Source organism: Pedobacter jaeyakensis (assembly GCF_054461315.1).
This window is the reverse complement of the sequence record NZ_CM136921.1, coordinates 2,223,169-2,242,378: the sequence shown is the minus strand read 5'-3', so window position 1 is coordinate 2,242,378 and position 19,210 is coordinate 2,223,169. Positions and strand designations below refer to the sequence as shown.

Here is a 19,210-nt window from a genome sequence, read left to right as displayed (position 1 = left end):
ATTCAGTTACAGGCCATAAACTAGCCCTTATTCATATGAGAAGATTTTTACTGTTAGCAACACTGTTTTTAGCTCAAATCTCTTACGCCCAAGAAAAATCCTGGGATATAGAAAAATATAAAGGACCCACTAAAAATTTCACCATTGACACCGATGAGGGTACCTGGATGAACCTCGATGTTAGTGCTGATGGAAAAGACATCGTTTTTGATCTTTTGGGCGACATATACATTATGCCGATTGCCGGTGGAAATGCTACGCTATTAAGCGGGGGTATAGCATTCGATGTGCAGCCCAGGTTTAGTCCCAATGGAAAATACATATCCTACACTAGCGATAAAAGCGGTGCGGATAACATCTGGATCATGAATCGTGATGGTTCCAATAAAAAGCAAATCACCAAAGAAACATTTAGATTGCTCAACAATGCTACTTGGATGCCCAAAAGTGATTATATAGTCGCCCGTAAGCATTTCACAGGCACACGCTCTCTTGGCGCCGGTGAGATGTGGATGTACAGTATCTATGGTGGAGACGGTGTACAACTTACCCAAAGAAAAAATGATCAGCAGGACGCTGGAGAACCCAATGTATCTCCAGATGGCAAATATTTATATTTCAGCGAAGACGTGTCGCCGGGACCTAATTTCGAATACAGTAAAGACCCAAATGGTTTAATTTATGCAATCAGGCAGCTAGATTTAAATACAGGAAAATTAAATAACCTCATTGCACAGGCTGGCGGCGCTGCACGCCCGCAAATTTCTCCGGATGGCAAGCTGATGGCTTACGTAAAAAGAGTGCGGTTAAAATCCGTACTCTATGTCCAAAACATTGCGACTGGTGAGGAATGGCCATTAACAGAAGACCTGACACACGACCAACAGGAAACCTGGGCTATTTTTGGTGTTTATCCAAACTTTGCATGGACACCGGATAACTTGAATATTGTATTTTATGCTAAAGGAAAGATTAAAAAAATTGAATTGGCCTCTATGGTTACTTCAGAAATACCTTTTAAGGTAAGCAGTAAACAAACGGTACAGGAATCGCTTCATTTTCCTCATCAGGTATTTGAACAAGAGTTTACTTCAAAAATGATCCGACAGCTCACCACATCTCCTGATGGAAAGTTTGTAGTGTTCAACGCAGCAGGGCTTTTATATAAGAAAGAATTACCAAACGGAAAACCGGAACGCGTTACCGCTGGCTTTGATTTTGAATTTGAGCCAGACATTAGTCCTGACGGTAAATCGGTTATCTATTCTGCCTGGAGTGATGAGTTTAAAGGCGCCATTAAAAAGGCCGACCTTAAAACTGGCAAAACTGTGACCTTAACAGATGAAAAAGGCTTTTACTATTCTCCTTCCTATTCTACAAAAGGTGATAGAATTGTTTTCAGAAAAGGAGTGGGTAATGACGTGTTGGGATATACCTACGGCAGAGGAACAGGTATTTTTGTGATGTCTGCAAATGGAGGGGCTAAAACCCTGATTTCAGAAAGTGGCATCAAGCCTCAATTTAATTCAGATGATACGCGAATCTATTTTCAAGGAAACGAAGACGGAAAAAAGGCGTTTAAGAGCATGGATTTAAACGGTAACAATCAACGCACGCACTATACTTCAACCTATGCCACGCAATTTTGCCCTAGTCCGGATGGTAAATGGATGGCTTTTACAGAGTTGTTTAACGTGTACATCACACCAATGATCTCAGCAGGAACTGCACTTGATCTATCATCTGGCAATAGATCTATCCCATTGACAAGAGTTACAAAGGATGCGGGCACTTACCTGCATTGGAGTGGTGATAGCAATAAACTCTTCTGGACGCTGGGCGAACAGTATTTTAGTAGAGAAATTAAGAACACCTTTAATTTTATTGATGGCGCACCGCAAAACATACCAGCTCCTGACAGTACGGGTATTGCTATGGGCTTAGTGCTCAAGACAGACGTTCCGACCGGATTAACTGCCCTAAAAGGCGCGCGCATTATTACCATGAAGGGCGATGATGTGATTGAAGAGGGAACTATCTTAATAGAAAATAATAAAATCATTTCTGTTGGAAAAGCATCAGAGCTAAGCATACCTTCCAGCGCAAGAGTTATTGACGTAACCGGAAAAACAATTATGCCGGGAATGGTAGATGTGCATGCACATTTGCGTACCAGTCCTGATGGCATTTCACCTCAGCAGGACTGGTCGTACATGGCCAACCTTGCCTTCGGGGTAACGACATCACACGACCCTTCCAGTAACACTGAAATGGTTTTTAGTCAGTCTGAAATGATCAAAGCTGGCCGCATGGTTGGTCCTCGTCTTTACTCAACCGGTTCCATTTTATACGGGGCTGATGGCGACTTTAAAGTGGTGATTAACAACTTAGACGATGCCTTGTCTCACTTGCGCCGATTGAAAGCAGTTGGTGCTTTTTCCGTTAAATCATACAACCAGCCGCGGAGAGAACAACGACAGCAAATATTGGAGGCTGCAAGAATCCTAAAAATGGAAGTGGTGCCAGAGGGCGGATCAACATTTTTCACCAATATGAATATGGTAGCAGATGGCCATACAGGTATTGAGCATAGTATTCCTGTGGCCCCGGTTTATAAGGATGTGGTTTCGTTCTGGAATAAGACCAACGTTGCCTACACGCCAACGCTCATTGTAAGTTATGGCAGCCAATGGGGCGAAAATTACTGGTACGACCGCACAAACGTTTGGGAAAATGAACGCCTAATGGCGTTTACACCCCGTTCCATCATTGATTCGCGCGCCAGACGTAGAACAACTTCAGAGTATGGAGATTACGGTCATATAGAAGTATCAAAAGCAGTAAAGCAAATTGCAGATGGAGGAACAAAGGTAAATCTTGGCGCACACGGACAAATACAAGGGCTTGGCGCGCATTGGGAACTCTGGATGTTGGTGCAAGGTGGTATGACTTCCCTTCAGGCCATCAGAGCGGCGACGCTAAATGGCGCGACTTACCTCGGCATGAATAAAGAGATTGGTTCACTGGAAGCAGGCAAATTGGCTGATTTGGTTATTATGGATGCAAATCCACTAGAGGATATCAGGAATTCAGAAAAGATCAAGTATGTAATGATCAACGGTCGCCTGTACGACAGCCTTTCTATGAATGAAATTGGTGGTCGCGAGAAGCTAAGAGGCAAATTATGGTTTGAAAGTGGTAAGGGAATGATATACAATTTTCCGGCTGGTGAATCTGAAACCTGGACGTATACCATTCCTCATTGCGATTAGATTTATTTTTCTGCAAGAGCTTTAATAATACTTAGTGCCTGGTCCCATTGAGGAGTTAGCTTTTCGATATAACTGTCGGTTAGTGGTCCTGTTTCAATGGTAAGTTGAGTTTTACCTGCTTCTTCAGTAAGTAGGTAATGCTCTTCATATTCCCCAAGTTCTGCATCATCATCAGCATTAAGGTCTTCGAAATAACCTATTTTAAGCATTTTTGCCGGGTAACTGACTACTACCCGGCCTTTCATAACCTTAGTATTGCTTCCGTCGGTCCAGTGTACCACAGCACCTTCTGTCCATTCTGATTGCACGCCAGTTCCTGGTTCAAAAGCATTTGCCCATTCACGTATCATCTCGGTGCTGGTTAAGACGTTCCAGATCTTATCATCGGAAGCGTTAATTTCTACAGTTTTCTTTATCCAGTCAGGCTGATCGGTATTGTTTAATATTTCGGGTTCGGTTGCCATAATTTATCTCTTCTTTAATACTGAAGTTTAACGATTGTAACCAAAAAATGTTTGCCTTCTAAGCTAAAATTTATAAAGCTGTTGCAGGAGGCATTCACTAATATTGTATGTAGCTGGCAACCAAATAAGGATCCTGTAGGATCGACATAGGAGTTACATAGGACCTACAGTCCTTTCAAGTCCTATCAGATTCCTATGCACCTCCTATTAAAGTCTTATTTTTATAACAGCCATATAGGAGATTTCTAACAGCTGCACTACACGGGAATAAGTTTACACTAGAGATTTTGTGCAATAACAAAACCACTTGCCCAGGCCCATTGAAAATTATATCCCCCAAGCCAACCGGTAACGTCAACGCATTCTCCCCCAAAATAAAGACCGGGAATCTTTTTACATTCCATGGTCTTTGAAGATATTTCATTGGTATCAATCCCGCCGCGCATCACTTCAGCTTTATCATAGCCCTTGTCTCCCGCGGGTTTCACTTTAAAGAGGTGGATTACCTCTGCAATATTATCCAATTCGGCACGGGTTAGTGAAGCCACAGTCTTATTTGTAGGTAAAAACTTACCTAAAGCTTCTGTAAATTTCTTTGCGTAATATCGGTTAAGCACAGTACTCAACATATTTTTACCATTGCTAATACGCTCCTCTTCTATAAGGTGTAAAATATCTTTGCCAGGAAGCAAGTCGATATTAAAAACTTCTCCAGGCTTCCAATAGGAGGAAATCTGTAAAATTGCAGGCCCACTTAATCCCCAATGGGTAAATAGAATATTCTCTTCAAATGAGATGCGTTCATTGCTCACTTCACAAAATACCGTATTGCCAGAGAGCTGAGTGTACCATTCTTCATCTTTGCCCGTAATGGTTAGAGGGACTAATGCCGGAGCAGTTTCTACGATTTTTAACTGGTGTTTTCGAGCAAATCGCAATGCAAAGTCTGTTGCCCCCATTTTTGGAATGGGTAGTCCGCCTGTAGCGATCACCAACTTTGGAGCAGTTAACTTTCTGCTCTTGCCTTGCACCTGAAATTGCACCTGAAAATGATCTTCTAATATCTCAATATCAGATAATTCAGCATTACAGATTATCTGCTGACCAAAATCATCACATATGGTAGTAAAAACCTCTACCACGTCTTTGGCGTTTTTGCCGTCGGGAAAAAGCTGTCCGAGTGTTTTCTCTTTTCCCGTTATCCCGTAAGTTTCAAAAAAACTAATGGTATCCTCCACAGTCCACTGTGTGAAAGCTGATTTCAGGAAGTGTTTATTGTTAGAAATGAATTGGTCATCACTTGCCATCAGATTGGTATAATTGCATCTCCCACCGCCTGATATGAGGATTTTCGCCCCTGGCTTATCATTTTTTTCCAGCAGAATTACTTTTTTACCCATGTAACCCGCTTGCACCGCACACATCAGTCCACAAGCCCCGGCTCCAATAATTATAGCATCTGCATCCATCAATCCGTTAATATTGTTATTTTTGTGCAAAATAAGCATAACTTTTTCATATAGATATGGCAAAACAAATAAGTGATTTGAAATTAGGAATACTGGGTGGCGGTCAATTGGGCCGGATGCTGATACAGGAAGCCATTAATTACAATCTCACTACTTTAATTTTAGATCCCGATCCAGACGCTCCGTGTAAGCACATTGCAAATTATTTTGAATGCGGATCAATCACTGACTTTGACACTGTTTATAATTTTGGCAAAAAGGCCGATATCATTACCATTGAAATAGAAAAAGTAAACATAGAGGCTTTAGATCAACTCGAGAAAGAGGGTAAGCATGTTTACCCGCAAGCAAGGGTAATTCGCTTAATTCAGGATAAAGGTGTGCAAAAACAGTTCTTTAAAGAGAATGACATTCCAACCGCCCCTTTCCAATTGGTAAATACCAAAGAAGATATCCGCAAGAGTAATTTTTCTTTCCCATACATTTTAAAACAACGTAAGGACGGGTACGACGGCAAGGGTGTTATGAAGATGAACAACATTGCAGAGATTGATCAGGCTTTTGATGCACCTTGCTTAATAGAGGAATTGGTAGATTTTGAAAAAGAAATAGCTGTAATTGTATCTAGAAATGCTAAAGGTGAGGTGAAAACTTTTCCAATGGTAGAAATGGAATTTAACGCAGAAGCCAATCTTGTTGAGTTTTTGATTTCGCCCTCTACGTACCCTGAGGCTATACAGGAAAAAGCAGAGGAAATTGCCAAACATATTGCCTCCTGTTTAAACATCACCGGACTGCTTGCAGTAGAAATGTTTGTCACTAAAAATGGTGAAATACTAGTAAATGAATTAGCTCCCAGACCTCATAATAGTGGCCATCATACTATAGAGGGCAACTATGTTTCGCAATTTGAACAACATTTACGTTCAATATTTAACTTGCCTCTTGGTGATACAAGAGCAATTAACAACGCGGTGATGATCAATTTGCTTGGTGAAAAAGGGCACAATGGCGTGGCCAAATATGACGGACTGGAAAAAGTAATGGCTCTTGATGGCGTATATGTCCATCTTTATGGTAAAAAATACACCAAGCCCTTCCGTAAGATGGGGCATATTACCGTGGTTGATCAAAATAGGGACAGCGCAATTGAAAAAGCAAATTATATTAAAAACACATTAAAGGTAATCTCCTAATGGCTATAAAAGTTGGCATTATTATGGGCAGCAAGTCTGACCTACCAGTTATGCAGGATGCTGCAGATATTTTTAAAGATTTCGGGGTAGAATTTGAGATGACTGTTGTCTCCGCCCACCGTACGCCAGAGAGGATGTTCAATTATGCTAAAAATGCGGCTTCCCGTGGTTTAAAAGTAATTATTGCTGGTGCAGGTGGCGCAGCGCACCTTCCCGGGATGGTCGCTTCAATAACGGTTTTACCGGTAATTGGTGTGCCTGTGAGGTCTTCAAATTCCATTGACGGCTGGGATTCCATCCTATCCATATTACAAATGCCAAACGGGATACCAGTGGCTACTGTGGCCCTTAACGCTGCAAAGAATGCAGGATTACTGGCAGTACAAATTCTTTCGACAGCTGACTCTACCCTTGCAGATAAGATGCAAGCGTACAAAGACGAATTAAGAAAGAAAGTTGAGGAAACCGCAGCAGAATTGGAAGGATAAGACTGAGATATTAGTATTTAGTATTTAGTATTTAGTATTTAGTATTTAGTATTTAGAAAAAATAAAGCCGTAAATATGTTTTACTTATTATCATATCAGTGCTAACATCTAAATACTAATATCTAAATACTAAATGCTAACGTCTAAATACTAAATACTCACATCTAAATACTAATAAAGCTAATTTAAACTTGGATCTTGGGGAAATTTGCTCACATGGGCATACTTCGGCCCTAAGTTGACGATGACTTCCCTCCACACCTCTTCTTCATTGGAGGAAAATACTAGATCAGGATGGTATTGATTGGATACAATCCAGGTATTTTCTTTAATTTCATTGTCTAATTGCGCTTTGCCCCATCCTGAGTACCCTATAAAGAATTTGATCTCGGCGGGATCAATAGCTTTGTTGTCGATCAACACTTTAAGCGCTTCAAAATTGCCTCCCCAATAGATACCTTTGGCAATTTCCTGTCCATCATTAATTTTATCATAACAGCGGTGTATAAAATGCACGGTGTCCGTTGCAACTGGACCACCTATATATACTGGAAAATCTGCCTCCGGCATTTCTGGAATCAGATCCTTAAGTAACAACATGCTTGGGTGATTAAGTACAAAGCCAACAGTACCTTCCTCCTCAAAATCGCTGATCAGGATAACAGAGCGTTTAAAATTTGGATCCATCAAAAATGGCTCTGAGATTAACAATTTACCTAATGATGGTTCCAGTCTGCTTAACATGTTAAATATTTAAGAGTGAAATTAAATAAAGTAACCCTATTTTTGTATATGGAGCTTACTAAAGAAAACTTACAAAACTTACGCCAAGATTACCGCGCCGCATCCCTCTCTGAGGATGATGTGGATGGAAATCCAATTTTACAGTTTAAAAAGTGGTTCGCTGATGCCGTAGATGCGCGACTTTATGAGCCTAATGTGATGACTCTGGCTACAGCTGATACGGAAGGCAAGCCTTCTGCAAGAATCGTATTACTAAAGGGTTTTGACCAGGATGGTTTTGTATTCTTCACCAATTACGATAGTAAAAAGGGGAAAGATTTACAGGAAAACCCACAGGCTGCACTGGTATTTTTCTGGGCAGTATTAGAGCGCCAAGTTCGGATTGATGGTATCGTTAGCAAAGTTGATGAACAGGTGTCATCAGATTATTTTCATTCAAGACCAAAAGGCAGCCAGATTGGCGCGATGGCTTCACCCCAGAGTAGCGTGATCCAGGATCGTACTGTGCTGGAGAGCAAAGTTGAAGAACTGAGTGCAGAATTTGCAGATAAGGAAATACCAAGGCCGTTGAACTGGGGTGGATATCTATTGGAGCCTACTTTAATTGAGTTTTGGCAAGGGCGAAGCAGCAGGTTGCACGACAGAATTGTTTACCAACTTGTGGACGGCACCTGGGAAATCAATAGATTAGCACCTTAAATTTGTGAATATGAAAATTGCTGTTATTGGGTCGGGAACTATGGGCAACGGCATTGCCCATACTTTTGCGCAATTTGGATACGAGGTAATGTTGATAGACATTAGTCAGGATGCGTTGGAAACAGCTTTGACCACCATTTCCAAAAATCTGGACCGCCAGGTAATAAAAGGCACCATTACAGATGCTGAAAAAGCAGGTACGCTACAAAATATAAGCAAATCTACAAACCTGGCAACCGGTATAGCAGAAGCCGACCTGATTGTTGAAGCTGCTTCAGAAAACATAGACTTGAAGCTAAAGATCTTTAAAGATCTGGATACTTTTGCTAAGCCTTCGGCCGTATTAGCCAGCAATACCTCCTCTATCTCCATTACTAAAATAGCATCGGTAACCAATCGCCCACAGCAGGTAATTGGAATGCATTTTATGAATCCAGTTCCGGTAATGAAACTAGTTGAGGTGATAAGGGGCTATGCAACAAGTGATGAGGTTACAGAAACGGTAATGAATCTATCAAGGAAATTAGAAAAAGTTCCTGTAGAGGTTAATGACTATCCCGGATTTGTGGCCAATAGGATACTGATGCCGATGATTAATGAAGCGATTTATACGCTATATGAAAATGTTGCCGGTGTTGAAGAGATTGACACTGTAATGAAGTTAGGTATGGCCCATCCTATGGGGCCTTTGCAACTTGCTGATTTTATTGGCCTTGACGTTTGCCTAGCCATTTTACAGGTATTGTACAGTGGGTTTGGAAACTCTAAATATGCGCCCTGTCCGCTTTTGGTAAATATGGTTACCGCCGGAAAAACAGGTGTAAAAACAGGTGTAGGATTTTACGATTACAGTCTCGGAATCAAAGCGGCAGTAGTAGCTGCCAAGTTTTTATAATTCTAATTTTAAACAGTACTTTTGAAAGAATGAACGAGAACCTTGATCCATCATCTGATAGCTTATCTCCAATTGAAAGGGACATAGAAAGAGTGCTTCGCCCACAGGCATTTGAAGACTTTACCGGTCAGGAAAAAGTGATGGAAAACCTCAGAATTTTCGTTCAGGCTGCTAAATTAAGAGGTGAGCCGCTTGATCATGTTTTACTACATGGCCCTCCTGGATTAGGTAAAACTACATTGTCCTACATCATTGCTAATGAAATGAACGTAGGCATCAAGGTGACGTCAGGTCCGGTATTGGACAAACCAGGCGACTTAGCAGGCTTATTGACCAATCTGGATACCGGGGATATCCTCTTTATAGACGAAATACACCGGCTTAGTCCGTTGGTAGAAGAATATCTTTACTCTGCCATGGAGGATTATAAGATTGACATCATGCTGGAAAGCGGCCCAAATGCGCGCTCTGTTCAAATCACCCTTAATCCGTTCACTTTAGTAGGTGCTACTACCAGATCCGGATTATTAACCGCGCCGCTAAGAGCCAGGTTTGGTATTAATTCCAGGTTAGCTTACTATGATGCAAAGCTTTTAACAACCATAGTTCTGCGATCTTCTGAAATCTTGAAGACCAAAATTACAGATGAGGGAGCATATGAAATTGCAAGAAGATCCAGAGGAACACCCAGAATTGCAAATGCCTTGTTGAGAAGAACCAGAGACTTTGCTCAAATAAAAGGTAATGGAGAAATTGATACCGAAATTGCCCGCTACGCACTTAATGCGTTAAACGTTGATGAACACGGCCTGGATGAAATGGACAATAAAATCCTGGTTACGATAATCGATAAATTTAAAGGTGGTCCGGTTGGGCTGAAAACCATTGCAACCGCTGTAGGAGATGACGAGGGAACTATTGAGGAGGTATATGAACCCTTCCTGATACAAGAAGGATTCTTAATGCGTACCTCAAGAGGAAGGGAAGCTACCGAAGCTGCGTATAAGCATCTTAAAAGGAATTTCCCCGGCCAAACAGGCAAGCTGTTTTAACGCTATTTTCTGATGATAAACCAGTAAACAAGTAAAATAACAATGATAACTGGTATGATCCATTTCATAACCGGACCTGCACCATTCTCATTAGATTCTTTTACCGCCTGTGGTGATGGACCTGGATCCTGTTCATGCTTTGCATAGTCATGCTCTATCGGCTTATGAGGCTTGTTAGGATCTTCAACGTGATTTGGATCTTCGTTGTAAATAAGGTCGTCAGTATTGTTGGGATCTTTAGTTTCCATGATTTCTTAATTTTGATTCGTATTCAGATAAATAGAATAACAGCAGGTTGCATAAAATGTTTTATTCCTAAAGTTTATCTTTGCGGGAGAGATCATGAATAAGTCGGGATACAGCAAAATCATTAAAGATGAAGCACTCAGATTGGGCTTTATGCAATGCGGTATTGCGAAGGCTGTTTTTTTGGAAGAAGAAGCACCGCGACTGGAGCAGTGGTTGAATAACAATCATCATGGAAAAATGGCCTATATGGAAAACCATTTTGACAAACGATTAGATCCCCGGTTATTGGTTGAAGGCGCAAAATCAGTCATTTCACTAAGCCTCAACTATTTCCCAGAAGAAGGGCAGTCTGATCCGAATACTCCTAAGATTTCGAAGTATGCTTATGGTAAGGATTATCATTTAGTTATTAAAGATAAGCTGTTTCAACTATTAGCGTTTATCGAGGAAGAAATTGGTGAAGTATCTGGTCGGGCATTTGTAGACTCTGCCCCGGTTTTAGACAGGGCATGGGCCAAACGGTCTGGACTGGGATGGATTGGAAAAAACAGTAATCTAATCAATAAAAAAAGTGGTTCTTTCTTTTTCCTGGCTGAACTAATTATTGATCTGGAACTGGAATATGACTCTCCTTTCTTTACAGACCATTGTGGAACTTGCAATAGATGTATAGAAGCCTGCCCTACTGATGCAATTCTTTCTCCTGCCATAATTGACGCCACAAAATGCATCTCTTATCTAACAATTGAGCTGAAAGACGAGATACCAGAACAATTTTACGACAAGATGGACAACTGGATGTTTGGTTGTGACATCTGCCAGGATGTTTGTCCCTGGAACAAGTTTTCTGTACCACACCAAATACCTGAATTTGCTCCTGTTGATTCCCTCGTAAAAATGAAAAAGGAAGATTGGGAAGACATTACTGAAGAAGTCTTTACCAAGCTGTTTAAAAATTCTGCTGTGAAAAGGACCAAGTTCAAAGGCCTAATCAGAAATATCGATTTCCTTAAGAAAATATGATAATTACAGTGTAAAGGTGTTATCTGATTTGTCTTTATCAGGTGTATGAGGATCTCCCATTACTATCTTTTTCAACGTCTTTTTCGTGTTCACATCGATTTTTATGAGCAGATCACCTTTCTCCCAAACACCAATATTTCGATGCACTTTTTCGCTAGACCCATCATTAAAAAACAGCATAAGGTCTATAGGTAATGGCTTGTTACTTTTATTTTGTATAGAAATTCGGTAGCCTGTATCAATTTTAACAGCTGCCGTGATTGCCATATCAGTTATTCCATCGTCAAAAAACCAGCGCTTCCAGAACCAGTTCAGGTTCTTTCCAGATCCTTCATTCATACTGTAGAAGAAATCCTGAGGAATTGGATGTTTGCCCTGCCATTGAGAAATATAGTGATGCAGCGCTTTATGAAATAAGTCTTCACCCAGGTAATCCCAAACATACAAATATCCCATACCTGGTTTTGGATAAGGGTTTGTGAAAGTTGAAACGCCTTTAAGATCTGTAGTAAAAGTTATAATTGGCAAGTCATCCTTTTTACCTGAAGAGGAAGCTGTCTGCTGAACTCCGTAGGTATCTACCATATTGGTATCGATACGCGGACCATTTACCCATTCGCCAATTGTTGACCAGCCTTCATCCATCCATGAATATTTAGTTTCATTAATCCCCATATAGAAGGGAAACATAGTATGAAATATTTCATGTACTGTAAGTGTTATCGCATCTTCCCGGCTATCAACAGGATTATCATTTACCATCATTGGGTATTCCATCTGGTCTAACCCGTCGAAAACTGTAATGTGAGGATATGGGAATGGCCATTTAGGAAAATCGTAACTCATGGCATGGACAGATTTTCTGGCAAAATCAATTACTTCAAAATAATCCTTGTGTTCGGAATTAAATGCAGCATCAACACGGGTTCTTCTACCAGATGCAGGATCTACTACGAGGCTGGTTGATTTCCATAGGTAATGGTTACTTACTGCAAAAACGAAGTCAGTTATATTTTTTGCCTGGAATTTGAATGTATTCTGCGGTTTCGCCGCTGTTACATTTTTTTTCTCTAAATCTTCAGCAGTAATCACGTCTACAACTTCGTCAGACTTTTCAGCTTGAAGAAGCCTATCGTAAACTTTAGGTTGAAGTACACTACTTCCGTTTGTTAGGTCGCCAGTGGCCCAAACCATATATTCCCTTGGAACAGTGAGCTCAGCATTAAAGTCGCAAAAATCGTTATAAAGCTCCTCCTCACCGGTATATGGATATTTGTTCCATCCATCTACATCATCGTATACTGCGATTCTTGGAAAGAAATAAGCGACAAAATGTGCGCCTTTATCAACTTCACCAGTTCTCAGATGTGAGCCTTTATTAAGTATGTAAGAATAGATGACAGACACCTTTACTGTTTTTCCGGGAGCAATGGGCTGGATATCCACATACATGTTCGTCCCTTCAATGACATACTTAGAGGCATCATAATTTTTGCCAGCAATCTTTAGGGTGGATATTGATACGCCATCACCAAGGTCAGCCGCCGCAATCTTACTTTTTTTTATGGCTGCTTTAGTATAAATGTTGGGATATAGTTTAAACCATAGCTGTTTGAGCGTATCAGGGCTATTGTTTTCATATACGATTTCCTCAACACCTTTCAGTAAGCGAGTATCAGGATTAAAATCAGCCTTCAAAAGATAGGTTGCTTTATTTTGCCAATAATTTTTGCCTGGCCGACCAGAAATATCACGAGTTTGATTCTTATACGCAGACTGCATTGATTGCAGTAAGGGAAGTTCCTGGGCAAAAAGCTGGCAACTTGATAGGATTAGTCCGAAAACCACCAGGAATCTCTTCATAAATGTAATCTTTAAATAATGATGGCTATTTACCAAATTTCATTTTCAACTGCTCCAACATATCATTAGTGACTGGAGCTGCTGGCTTATCTTTCTTTGGCGCAAAATGCGGACGGGATTGCGTATTTACGGGGCGGGCGGGTGTATCAACTGCGGCATTAGGTTGCGGCTCGCTTTGTGGTTGTTCTATTTTTCGCTTGTCATTTTGCTGCTTTTGCAGCTTAAGCTGGTCTTTCTTCTTGTTCCATCGCTCCCAAATTTCCGTTAACTTCTTTTTAGTGTATAATGGAAAGTCACCCTGTTTCATCCACGCATAATAGCTTGGTTCAAGATCGAACACTTGCTCTACAGTTTTTCCTTTATGCTTTCCAAAATTGAAGCACTCTTCTTCCTGATCATTAAATACCATTCTGCCAGCAAAATCTACAGGCTTGTTCATATTTGTAAAGATATGAAGGGCGTCTACGTTATTTTGTACCGGCTTACTCAAATTACCCTGCTTATCTTCGAAATCAGTATCCTTATAGCGTTCAATTTGCGCTAAGAGCACATGGTAAGTTGCGGTGATGTCAGCTTCAGCTGAGTGGGCATTAATGATATCTTTATCACAATAGAACTTGTAGGCTGCACGCAAAGTGCGCTGTTCCATTTGGTGAAAAATATTTTGTACATCAACAAACTTCCTGTCGGCCATATCAAAATCTACACCTACTCTTAAAAACTCTTCAAGTAATACAGGTATGTCAAATCTATTGGAATTGTAGCCGGCTAAATCAGCATCACCTATAAAATCTGCGATCTCCTGTGCCACCAACCTGAACGATGGTTCGTTAGCAATGTGCTCATCATAAATACCATGAATTAATGACGATTGTAAAGGTATTGGCATTTCGGGATTGATCCTTAAAGTTTTAACAACTTCGGTACCATCAGGCATAGCCTTTAAAATTGCGATTTCCACAATCCTGTCAACTCCAACATTAACACCAGTAGTTTCAAGATCAAAAAAAGCGAGAGGACGTATTAAATTTAATTTCATGTGCAGGAATTTCTAGCCTCTCAAAAGTCGTAAAAATGATTCATTAATCATTAAATATGTTTTTTTATTTCTATTGGTTGCGCTATCTTGCGTCAGCCAAACTATAAAACTGACCTCCATATGAAAACTCTGATTGCGTCTTTGCAACGGTGGCACTGCCAAAAAAACTGCTATGCAATTAGATACTTTTTTCTAATATTCACAATTTGCACTGGAACTGATATACAAGCGCAAAAAATATCAGAATTCAATGCAGCACTGATCCCGGCAAATTTAAAACAGCGTGCAAATGCAGTGGTAAGAAGTGAGGCGACTGTAGTTGACATGCGCGCACCAGACAATGTGATATTAACAGTAACACAAGCCATAACAGTTCTAAACAAAAATGCGGAACGTGCTGCCACACTCGTATTGAATTACGATAAAAATACAACTATAAAAAGTGTGAAGGGCCAGATTCTAAATTCCTCAGGTGAGCAGGTAGCTAAGTTTACGCTAAGCAACTTTATAGACCAAAGTGCGGTAAGTGATTTTTCTCTATTTGAGGATGCCAGAGTTAAGTATTATGCTCCTAACTCGAATGCTTACCCCTATACGATTGTTTACGATTATGAAATAAGGTTTAAGCAAAATCTTAACATACCAGTTTGGTACGCTATCCCTGATCTAAATATTGCAGTAGAAAAAAGCACCTACACTTTTATAAGTCGAATTGACGATAAAGTAAGAATAAAGGAGTATAACTACAGCGGGAAACCACAAATTATTGAAAAAGACAAAGTGATAAGCCGTACTTGGGAATTAAAAAACATCGTTGCCCTACGGCCCGAACCATATGCAAGACAAAAAGATTTTTTAACTTATGTAAAGATAGCTCCAGAAAAGTTTACTTACTACGGTCACACAGGCTCTTATAACAACTGGGAGGAGCTTGGGAAATGGATTTACGACGACTTGATAAAGGACAGGCAGCAGCTCAGCGAAAAAACCGTTCAACAGATTAAAAGCCTGGTTAAAGATGCGCCCAGTGAAAAAGAAAAGGTTAGGCGAATTTATAATTATGTTCAAAAGAAGACTCGATATATCAGTGTGCAGGTGGGTATTGGCGGTTACCAGCCCTTTCCCGCATCTGATGTAGACCAGTTGTCTTATGGCGATTGTAAAGCCTTAGTAAATTATACACAGAGCTTATTAAAAGCGGCAGAAATAAACAGTTACTATTGCGTAGTTAATGCAGGGGACATCAAACAAAGTCTGGATCCAGAATTTTCGAGTATGGATCAGGCAAATCACATTATTCTTTGTGTTCCTCTTAAAAACGATACCACTTGGCTGGAATGCACTAGCCAGGATATCCCTTTTGGTTATCTTGGCTCCTTTACGGATGACAGGCTGATCCTGGCCTGCACTCCAGACGGCGGAAAACTGCTAAGAACACCTTTGTTGAGTACCGAAAATAACCTACTTAAAAGGATTGCTGAATTAACTTTAGACAATGACGGAAACATATCCGGCGCCCTTAAAACCAACTTCTCCGGCTCACAGTATGAGAATTACCAACGCCTGTTCAATAAGCCATATACTGAGCAGATAAAATTATTGAAAGGTGAATATGATATCGATAATATTAATTTCTCGGACTTTAAACTAACCCAGGTCAAAGATGCAAATCCACTTACTATCGAATCGTTAAATCTAACTATCCAGAAATACGCTTCTAAAGCAAATAATCACATTTACCTGTTTCCAAATATATTTAACAAAATGTTTTCCATTCCTGAATTGAGAAATAGGCAAGCACCAATATCCATTAACCGAGGGTTTACAGATGAAGATGTTTTAATTTATCAATTACCAGAAAATTATAAGATTGAACTGAAACCAGAAGACAAGGTGATCAACTCTATGTTTGGCACTTATAATTTCTCATTAGAAATCCAAAATAATAAATTGATTTGCAAAAGGAAGTTGGTTTTAAAAAATGGAATTTATGACGCCTCAAATTATCTAGAGCTAATTAATTTCATCAATACAATTAGCAGTGTCGATAACAGTAAAATTGTATTCAAAACAGATTAGCTCAAGAAGATAATTCCTAAGGTAATTCCAATAATCATGATTAAATACATTAAGATTTCTGTTGTAGCAAATTTCTTATACTTTGACCAAAAAGACTTTTCCATTTCCATGATTTTACAAATATCGCAAAATACATTAGCATCAAGCACTATATCAATTGAATTTATAAACTAAACAATTTCTAAATTTCGCTTCACATGAGACGTTTTATTCCAGCACTACTACTATTATTATTTTTTTTGACAGGGCAAGTTGTAGCCCAGGATTTTGAGTTTGGAAAAATAACATCTTCAGATATTTCCTTAACTAGCAAAAAACTAGACAGTAATGCTAACGCAATGGTGATTAGAGAATATGGGACAGCTTTTATAAACTATGCAATGGGTGATTACTTTGTTGACTATTATTATCATGTGAAGATTAAGGTTTTTAATAAAGATGGATTCAACAAAGGAAATATAGAGATACCGTTGATGATCCATAAGGATATGGACGATGAGGTCAATGACCTCAAAGCAACAACTTTCACAAATCTTAATGGTATAACAACCAGAACAGAACTAAACAAGAGTAATATTTTTACTGAAAAAGTCAACAAGTATTACAAATTGATGAAGTTCACCATGCCGAATTTGAGCGAGGGAAGCATCATTGAATTCAGCTATAAGATGAAGATACCCAGAATAGATAATTTTCACAGTTGGGATTTTCAATCAGACATACCCAAACTTCATAGTGAGTACGTAGCCCGAATTCCAGCTATGTTTAATTACAATGCATCATTACGAGGTGGAAGGAAACTAACTTCTCAAACAAATGTTTTAGAACAAGGATGCTTTATGATAGGGGCCACTGGAATGGACTGTTCAAAAATTACCTACATCATGAAAGATGTACCTGCTTTAGTGGAGGAGGAATACATGACTTCTCCGTCGAATTACCGGGCATCAATACGATATGAACTAGCTGTTTTCGAGACTCCAGTGGGGCAAAAAATCAACCTAAGAAAAGATTGGTCAGATATTGAAAAAGAGTTAAGTATTGAAAAATCCTTTGGATCTCAGATAAAAAGACAAGATCTATTTAAAGACCTGTTGCCCAAAATAATTGGTAATGCTACCGATGACCTTAGTAAAGCCAGAGCGATTTATTATTACATCAGCAAAAACATTAAAGCCAACGGCTTCAATGGGATTTATAGTATGTCTACTATTAAGACAGCGTTAGAAAGTCATTCAGGAAATGTTGCTGATATAAATTTGGCATTGATTGCTGCACTAAAGGCAGCTGGATTAGACGCAGAAGCTGTTATCCTTTCTACAAGGGAGAACGGGACTGTAAACGAACTATTTCCTGTTTTAAACAATTATAATTATGTAATTGCTAAATTAAATATTGGAGAAGAAGTCTACCTGTTAGACGGTTCAGCTCCATATCTGCCATTTGGCTTACTACCTTTGTATTGTATCAACGGGAAAGCGAGGGTAATCGGTCAGAAAAAATCCTATTGGTTAGATGTTAAAGCCAATCAAAAAAGATCTACCATATATCAGCTTACCGGCGAAATAAATCCGCAAGGAAAATTAGAAGGTAGCCTTGTAATCTATTCCTTGGGCTATGATGCCCTAAATAAAAGAAAGGAGATTCTTTCTGCAAGTTCGATAGATGACTATGTAGAAAAATTGGATGAAAGAATGACGCAGTTTAACATCCTGAACCATAAAATAGAAAACATTGACTCTTTGGACAATTCACTAACAGAGACTTATGAAATTTCGATGAATGTGTTTGATGGGGCGAAGGTTGACCAACTGTTCTTTAATCCATATTTCATTAGCCATGTCACAAAAAACCCCTTCAACTTAAATGAGCGATCATATCCCGTAGATTTTGGCGCAGCAAGCAGTGAAAAGGTAATCATGAGGATAAAGTTGCCGGAAAAATTCGAATTAGCAGAAAAACCAAAAAACACAAATATATCTATGGAGGAGAATGGTGGAAAATATAGTTCCACAGCAACATTTGAAAACAATACATTGAATTTCAATCAATCCTTACAAATTGGCAGACCAGTTTACCTACCCGAGGAATATCTTGCTCTGAAAGAATTTTTCAATCATATTATCCAATCGCAAAAATCGGATCTTGTGTTCAAAAAGGGCAAATAGTTAGTTCTTAAAAGAGCCGGCCTTGACCATAGCCTTTTGGTAAACAGGTAAATTCAAATCATCTACCACTACGCCCCTTGTTGTTGATGCGTGGACAAAATAGTTATTGTTTAGGAACACACCGACATGATCTACCTCTGTGCCACCAAAAGAAAAGAAAATAAGATCTCCTTCCTTTAGTTGTCCGGGATTCTTTTCCTTAATCGTTTCAGCTTGATCTCTTGATCTGCGGGGCAAAGTTATGCCGTAAATATCTTTCTCCAAAAGAAGTGCAAAACCGGAACAATCAATTCCGGATTTATCAAGCCCACCAAGGCGATACTTAACGCCAGTCCAATCCGTAATAAAACGATATAGATTCTTACTTTTTAGGTTTGCCATCGTATTGGCAATGTTTGCAGCAGCAGCATTGGTGTTTATGGTTGGTCTTCTGGAACTACAAGCTGATACGAACACCAGCATAAGCAACAAGACTGGAAGTCGGCAGATTCTTGCTAATGAACTCATAGG

Annotated in this window: 16 protein-coding genes; 9 read left to right on the top strand and 7 right to left on the bottom strand. The window is 39.6% G+C overall.

Annotated elements, in window-relative coordinates; all coding sequences use genetic code 11:
• The first annotated feature begins 35 nt into the window (after nt 1-35).
• On the top strand, nt 36-3,272 hold the full coding sequence (locus ACXZ1K_RS09970) for an amidohydrolase family protein (protein WP_458969513.1): 3,237 nt from the start codon (nt 36-38) through the stop codon (nt 3,270-3,272).
• A 2-nt stretch (nt 3,273-3,274) separates the two neighbouring features.
• Here the strand turns inward: ACXZ1K_RS09970 and ACXZ1K_RS09965 are convergent, their stop codons facing one another.
• Both ACXZ1K_RS09965 and ACXZ1K_RS09960 read right to left on the bottom strand, forming a co-directional pair.
• Nucleotides 3,275-3,736, bottom strand: a complete 462-nt coding sequence (locus tag ACXZ1K_RS09965) for an SRPBCC family protein (RefSeq protein WP_458969512.1) — start codon at nt 3,734-3,736, stop codon at nt 3,275-3,277.
• Nucleotides 3,737-4,014: 278 nt separating this feature from the next.
• Entirely contained in the window at nt 4,015-5,244 is a 1,230-nt protein-coding gene (locus ACXZ1K_RS09960; RefSeq protein ID WP_458969511.1) for a BaiN/RdsA family NAD(P)/FAD-dependent oxidoreductase, read from the bottom strand.
• 17 nt (nt 5,245-5,261) lie between these two features.
• Here ACXZ1K_RS09960 and ACXZ1K_RS09955 point away from each other — a divergent pair, with 17 nt between their 5' ends.
• The gene (locus ACXZ1K_RS09955) at nt 5,262-6,401 is read left to right on the top strand and encodes a 5-(carboxyamino)imidazole ribonucleotide synthase (RefSeq protein ID WP_458969510.1); all 1,140 of its coding nucleotides are present in this window, start codon (nt 5,262-5,264) and stop codon (nt 6,399-6,401) included.
• Nucleotides 6,401-6,889 carry a 5-(carboxyamino)imidazole ribonucleotide mutase gene (gene purE, locus ACXZ1K_RS09950; RefSeq protein WP_458969509.1) on the top strand — a complete coding sequence of 163 codons (489 nt, stop codon included), beginning with the start codon at nt 6,401-6,403 and terminating at the stop codon, nt 6,887-6,889. The genes ACXZ1K_RS09955 and purE overlap by 1 nt, the downstream gene beginning before the upstream one ends.
• Nucleotides 6,890-7,069: 180 nt before the next feature.
• Here the strand turns inward: purE and ACXZ1K_RS09945 are convergent, their stop codons facing one another.
• A complete protein-coding gene (locus tag ACXZ1K_RS09945) occupies nt 7,070-7,633 on the bottom strand; it encodes a YqgE/AlgH family protein (RefSeq protein ID WP_458969508.1) in 564 nt (187 codons plus the stop codon).
• 48 nt (nt 7,634-7,681) lie between these two features.
• Here ACXZ1K_RS09945 and pdxH point away from each other — a divergent pair, with 48 nt between their 5' ends.
• Genes pdxH through ruvB form a run of 3 tightly spaced genes read left to right on the top strand, consistent with a single transcriptional unit; the run spans nt 7,682 to nt 10,279 of the window.
• A complete protein-coding gene (pdxH, locus tag ACXZ1K_RS09940; protein ID WP_458973247.1) occupies nt 7,682-8,332 on the top strand; it encodes a pyridoxamine 5'-phosphate oxidase in 651 nt (216 codons plus the stop codon).
• A gap of 10 nt (nt 8,333-8,342) precedes the next feature.
• The gene (locus ACXZ1K_RS09935; RefSeq protein ID WP_458969507.1) at nt 8,343-9,227 is read left to right on the top strand and encodes a 3-hydroxybutyryl-CoA dehydrogenase; all 885 of its coding nucleotides are present in this window, start codon (nt 8,343-8,345) and stop codon (nt 9,225-9,227) included.
• A 29-nt stretch (nt 9,228-9,256) separates the two neighbouring features.
• The gene (ruvB, locus tag ACXZ1K_RS09930; protein ID WP_458969506.1) at nt 9,257-10,279 is read left to right on the top strand and encodes a Holliday junction branch migration DNA helicase RuvB; all 1,023 of its coding nucleotides are present in this window, start codon (nt 9,257-9,259) and stop codon (nt 10,277-10,279) included.
• A 2-nt stretch (nt 10,280-10,281) separates the two neighbouring features.
• On the opposite strand, the gene ACXZ1K_RS09925 is transcribed toward ruvB, so the two are convergent.
• Nucleotides 10,282-10,527: a hypothetical protein gene (locus ACXZ1K_RS09925; RefSeq protein ID WP_458969505.1), complete on the bottom strand. Its 246-nt coding sequence runs from the start codon at nt 10,525-10,527 to the stop codon at nt 10,282-10,284.
• A gap of 94 nt (nt 10,528-10,621) precedes the next feature.
• Here ACXZ1K_RS09925 and queG point away from each other — a divergent pair, with 94 nt between their 5' ends.
• A complete protein-coding gene (queG, locus tag ACXZ1K_RS09920) occupies nt 10,622-11,551 on the top strand; it encodes a tRNA epoxyqueuosine(34) reductase QueG (protein ID WP_458969504.1) in 930 nt (309 codons plus the stop codon).
• A 3-nt stretch (nt 11,552-11,554) separates the two neighbouring features.
• Here queG and ACXZ1K_RS09915 read toward each other — a convergent pair whose 3' ends face one another.
• Both ACXZ1K_RS09915 and ACXZ1K_RS09910 read right to left on the bottom strand, forming a co-directional pair.
• Nucleotides 11,555-13,414 carry a M1 family metallopeptidase gene (locus ACXZ1K_RS09915; RefSeq protein ID WP_458969503.1) on the bottom strand — a complete coding sequence of 620 codons (1,860 nt, stop codon included), beginning with the start codon at nt 13,412-13,414 and terminating at the stop codon, nt 11,555-11,557.
• Nucleotides 13,415-13,439: 25 nt separating this feature from the next.
• On the bottom strand, nt 13,440-14,453 hold the full coding sequence (locus ACXZ1K_RS09910; RefSeq protein WP_458969502.1) for an exonuclease domain-containing protein: 1,014 nt from the start codon (nt 14,451-14,453) through the stop codon (nt 13,440-13,442).
• A gap of 120 nt (nt 14,454-14,573) precedes the next feature.
• Here ACXZ1K_RS09910 and ACXZ1K_RS09905 point away from each other — a divergent pair, with 120 nt between their 5' ends.
• Nucleotides 14,574-16,532 carry a DUF3857 domain-containing protein gene (locus ACXZ1K_RS09905; protein WP_458969501.1) on the top strand — a complete coding sequence of 653 codons (1,959 nt, stop codon included), beginning with the start codon at nt 14,574-14,576 and terminating at the stop codon, nt 16,530-16,532.
• A 197-nt stretch (nt 16,533-16,729) separates the two neighbouring features.
• On the top strand, nt 16,730-18,700 hold the full coding sequence (locus ACXZ1K_RS09900; protein WP_458969500.1) for a transglutaminase domain-containing protein: 1,971 nt from the start codon (nt 16,730-16,732) through the stop codon (nt 18,698-18,700).
• Here the strand turns inward: ACXZ1K_RS09900 and ACXZ1K_RS09895 are convergent, their stop codons facing one another.
• Nucleotides 18,701-19,207 carry a C40 family peptidase gene (locus tag ACXZ1K_RS09895; protein ID WP_458969499.1) on the bottom strand — a complete coding sequence of 169 codons (507 nt, stop codon included), beginning with the start codon at nt 19,205-19,207 and terminating at the stop codon, nt 18,701-18,703.
• Nucleotides 19,208-19,210: the final 3 nt, after the last annotated feature.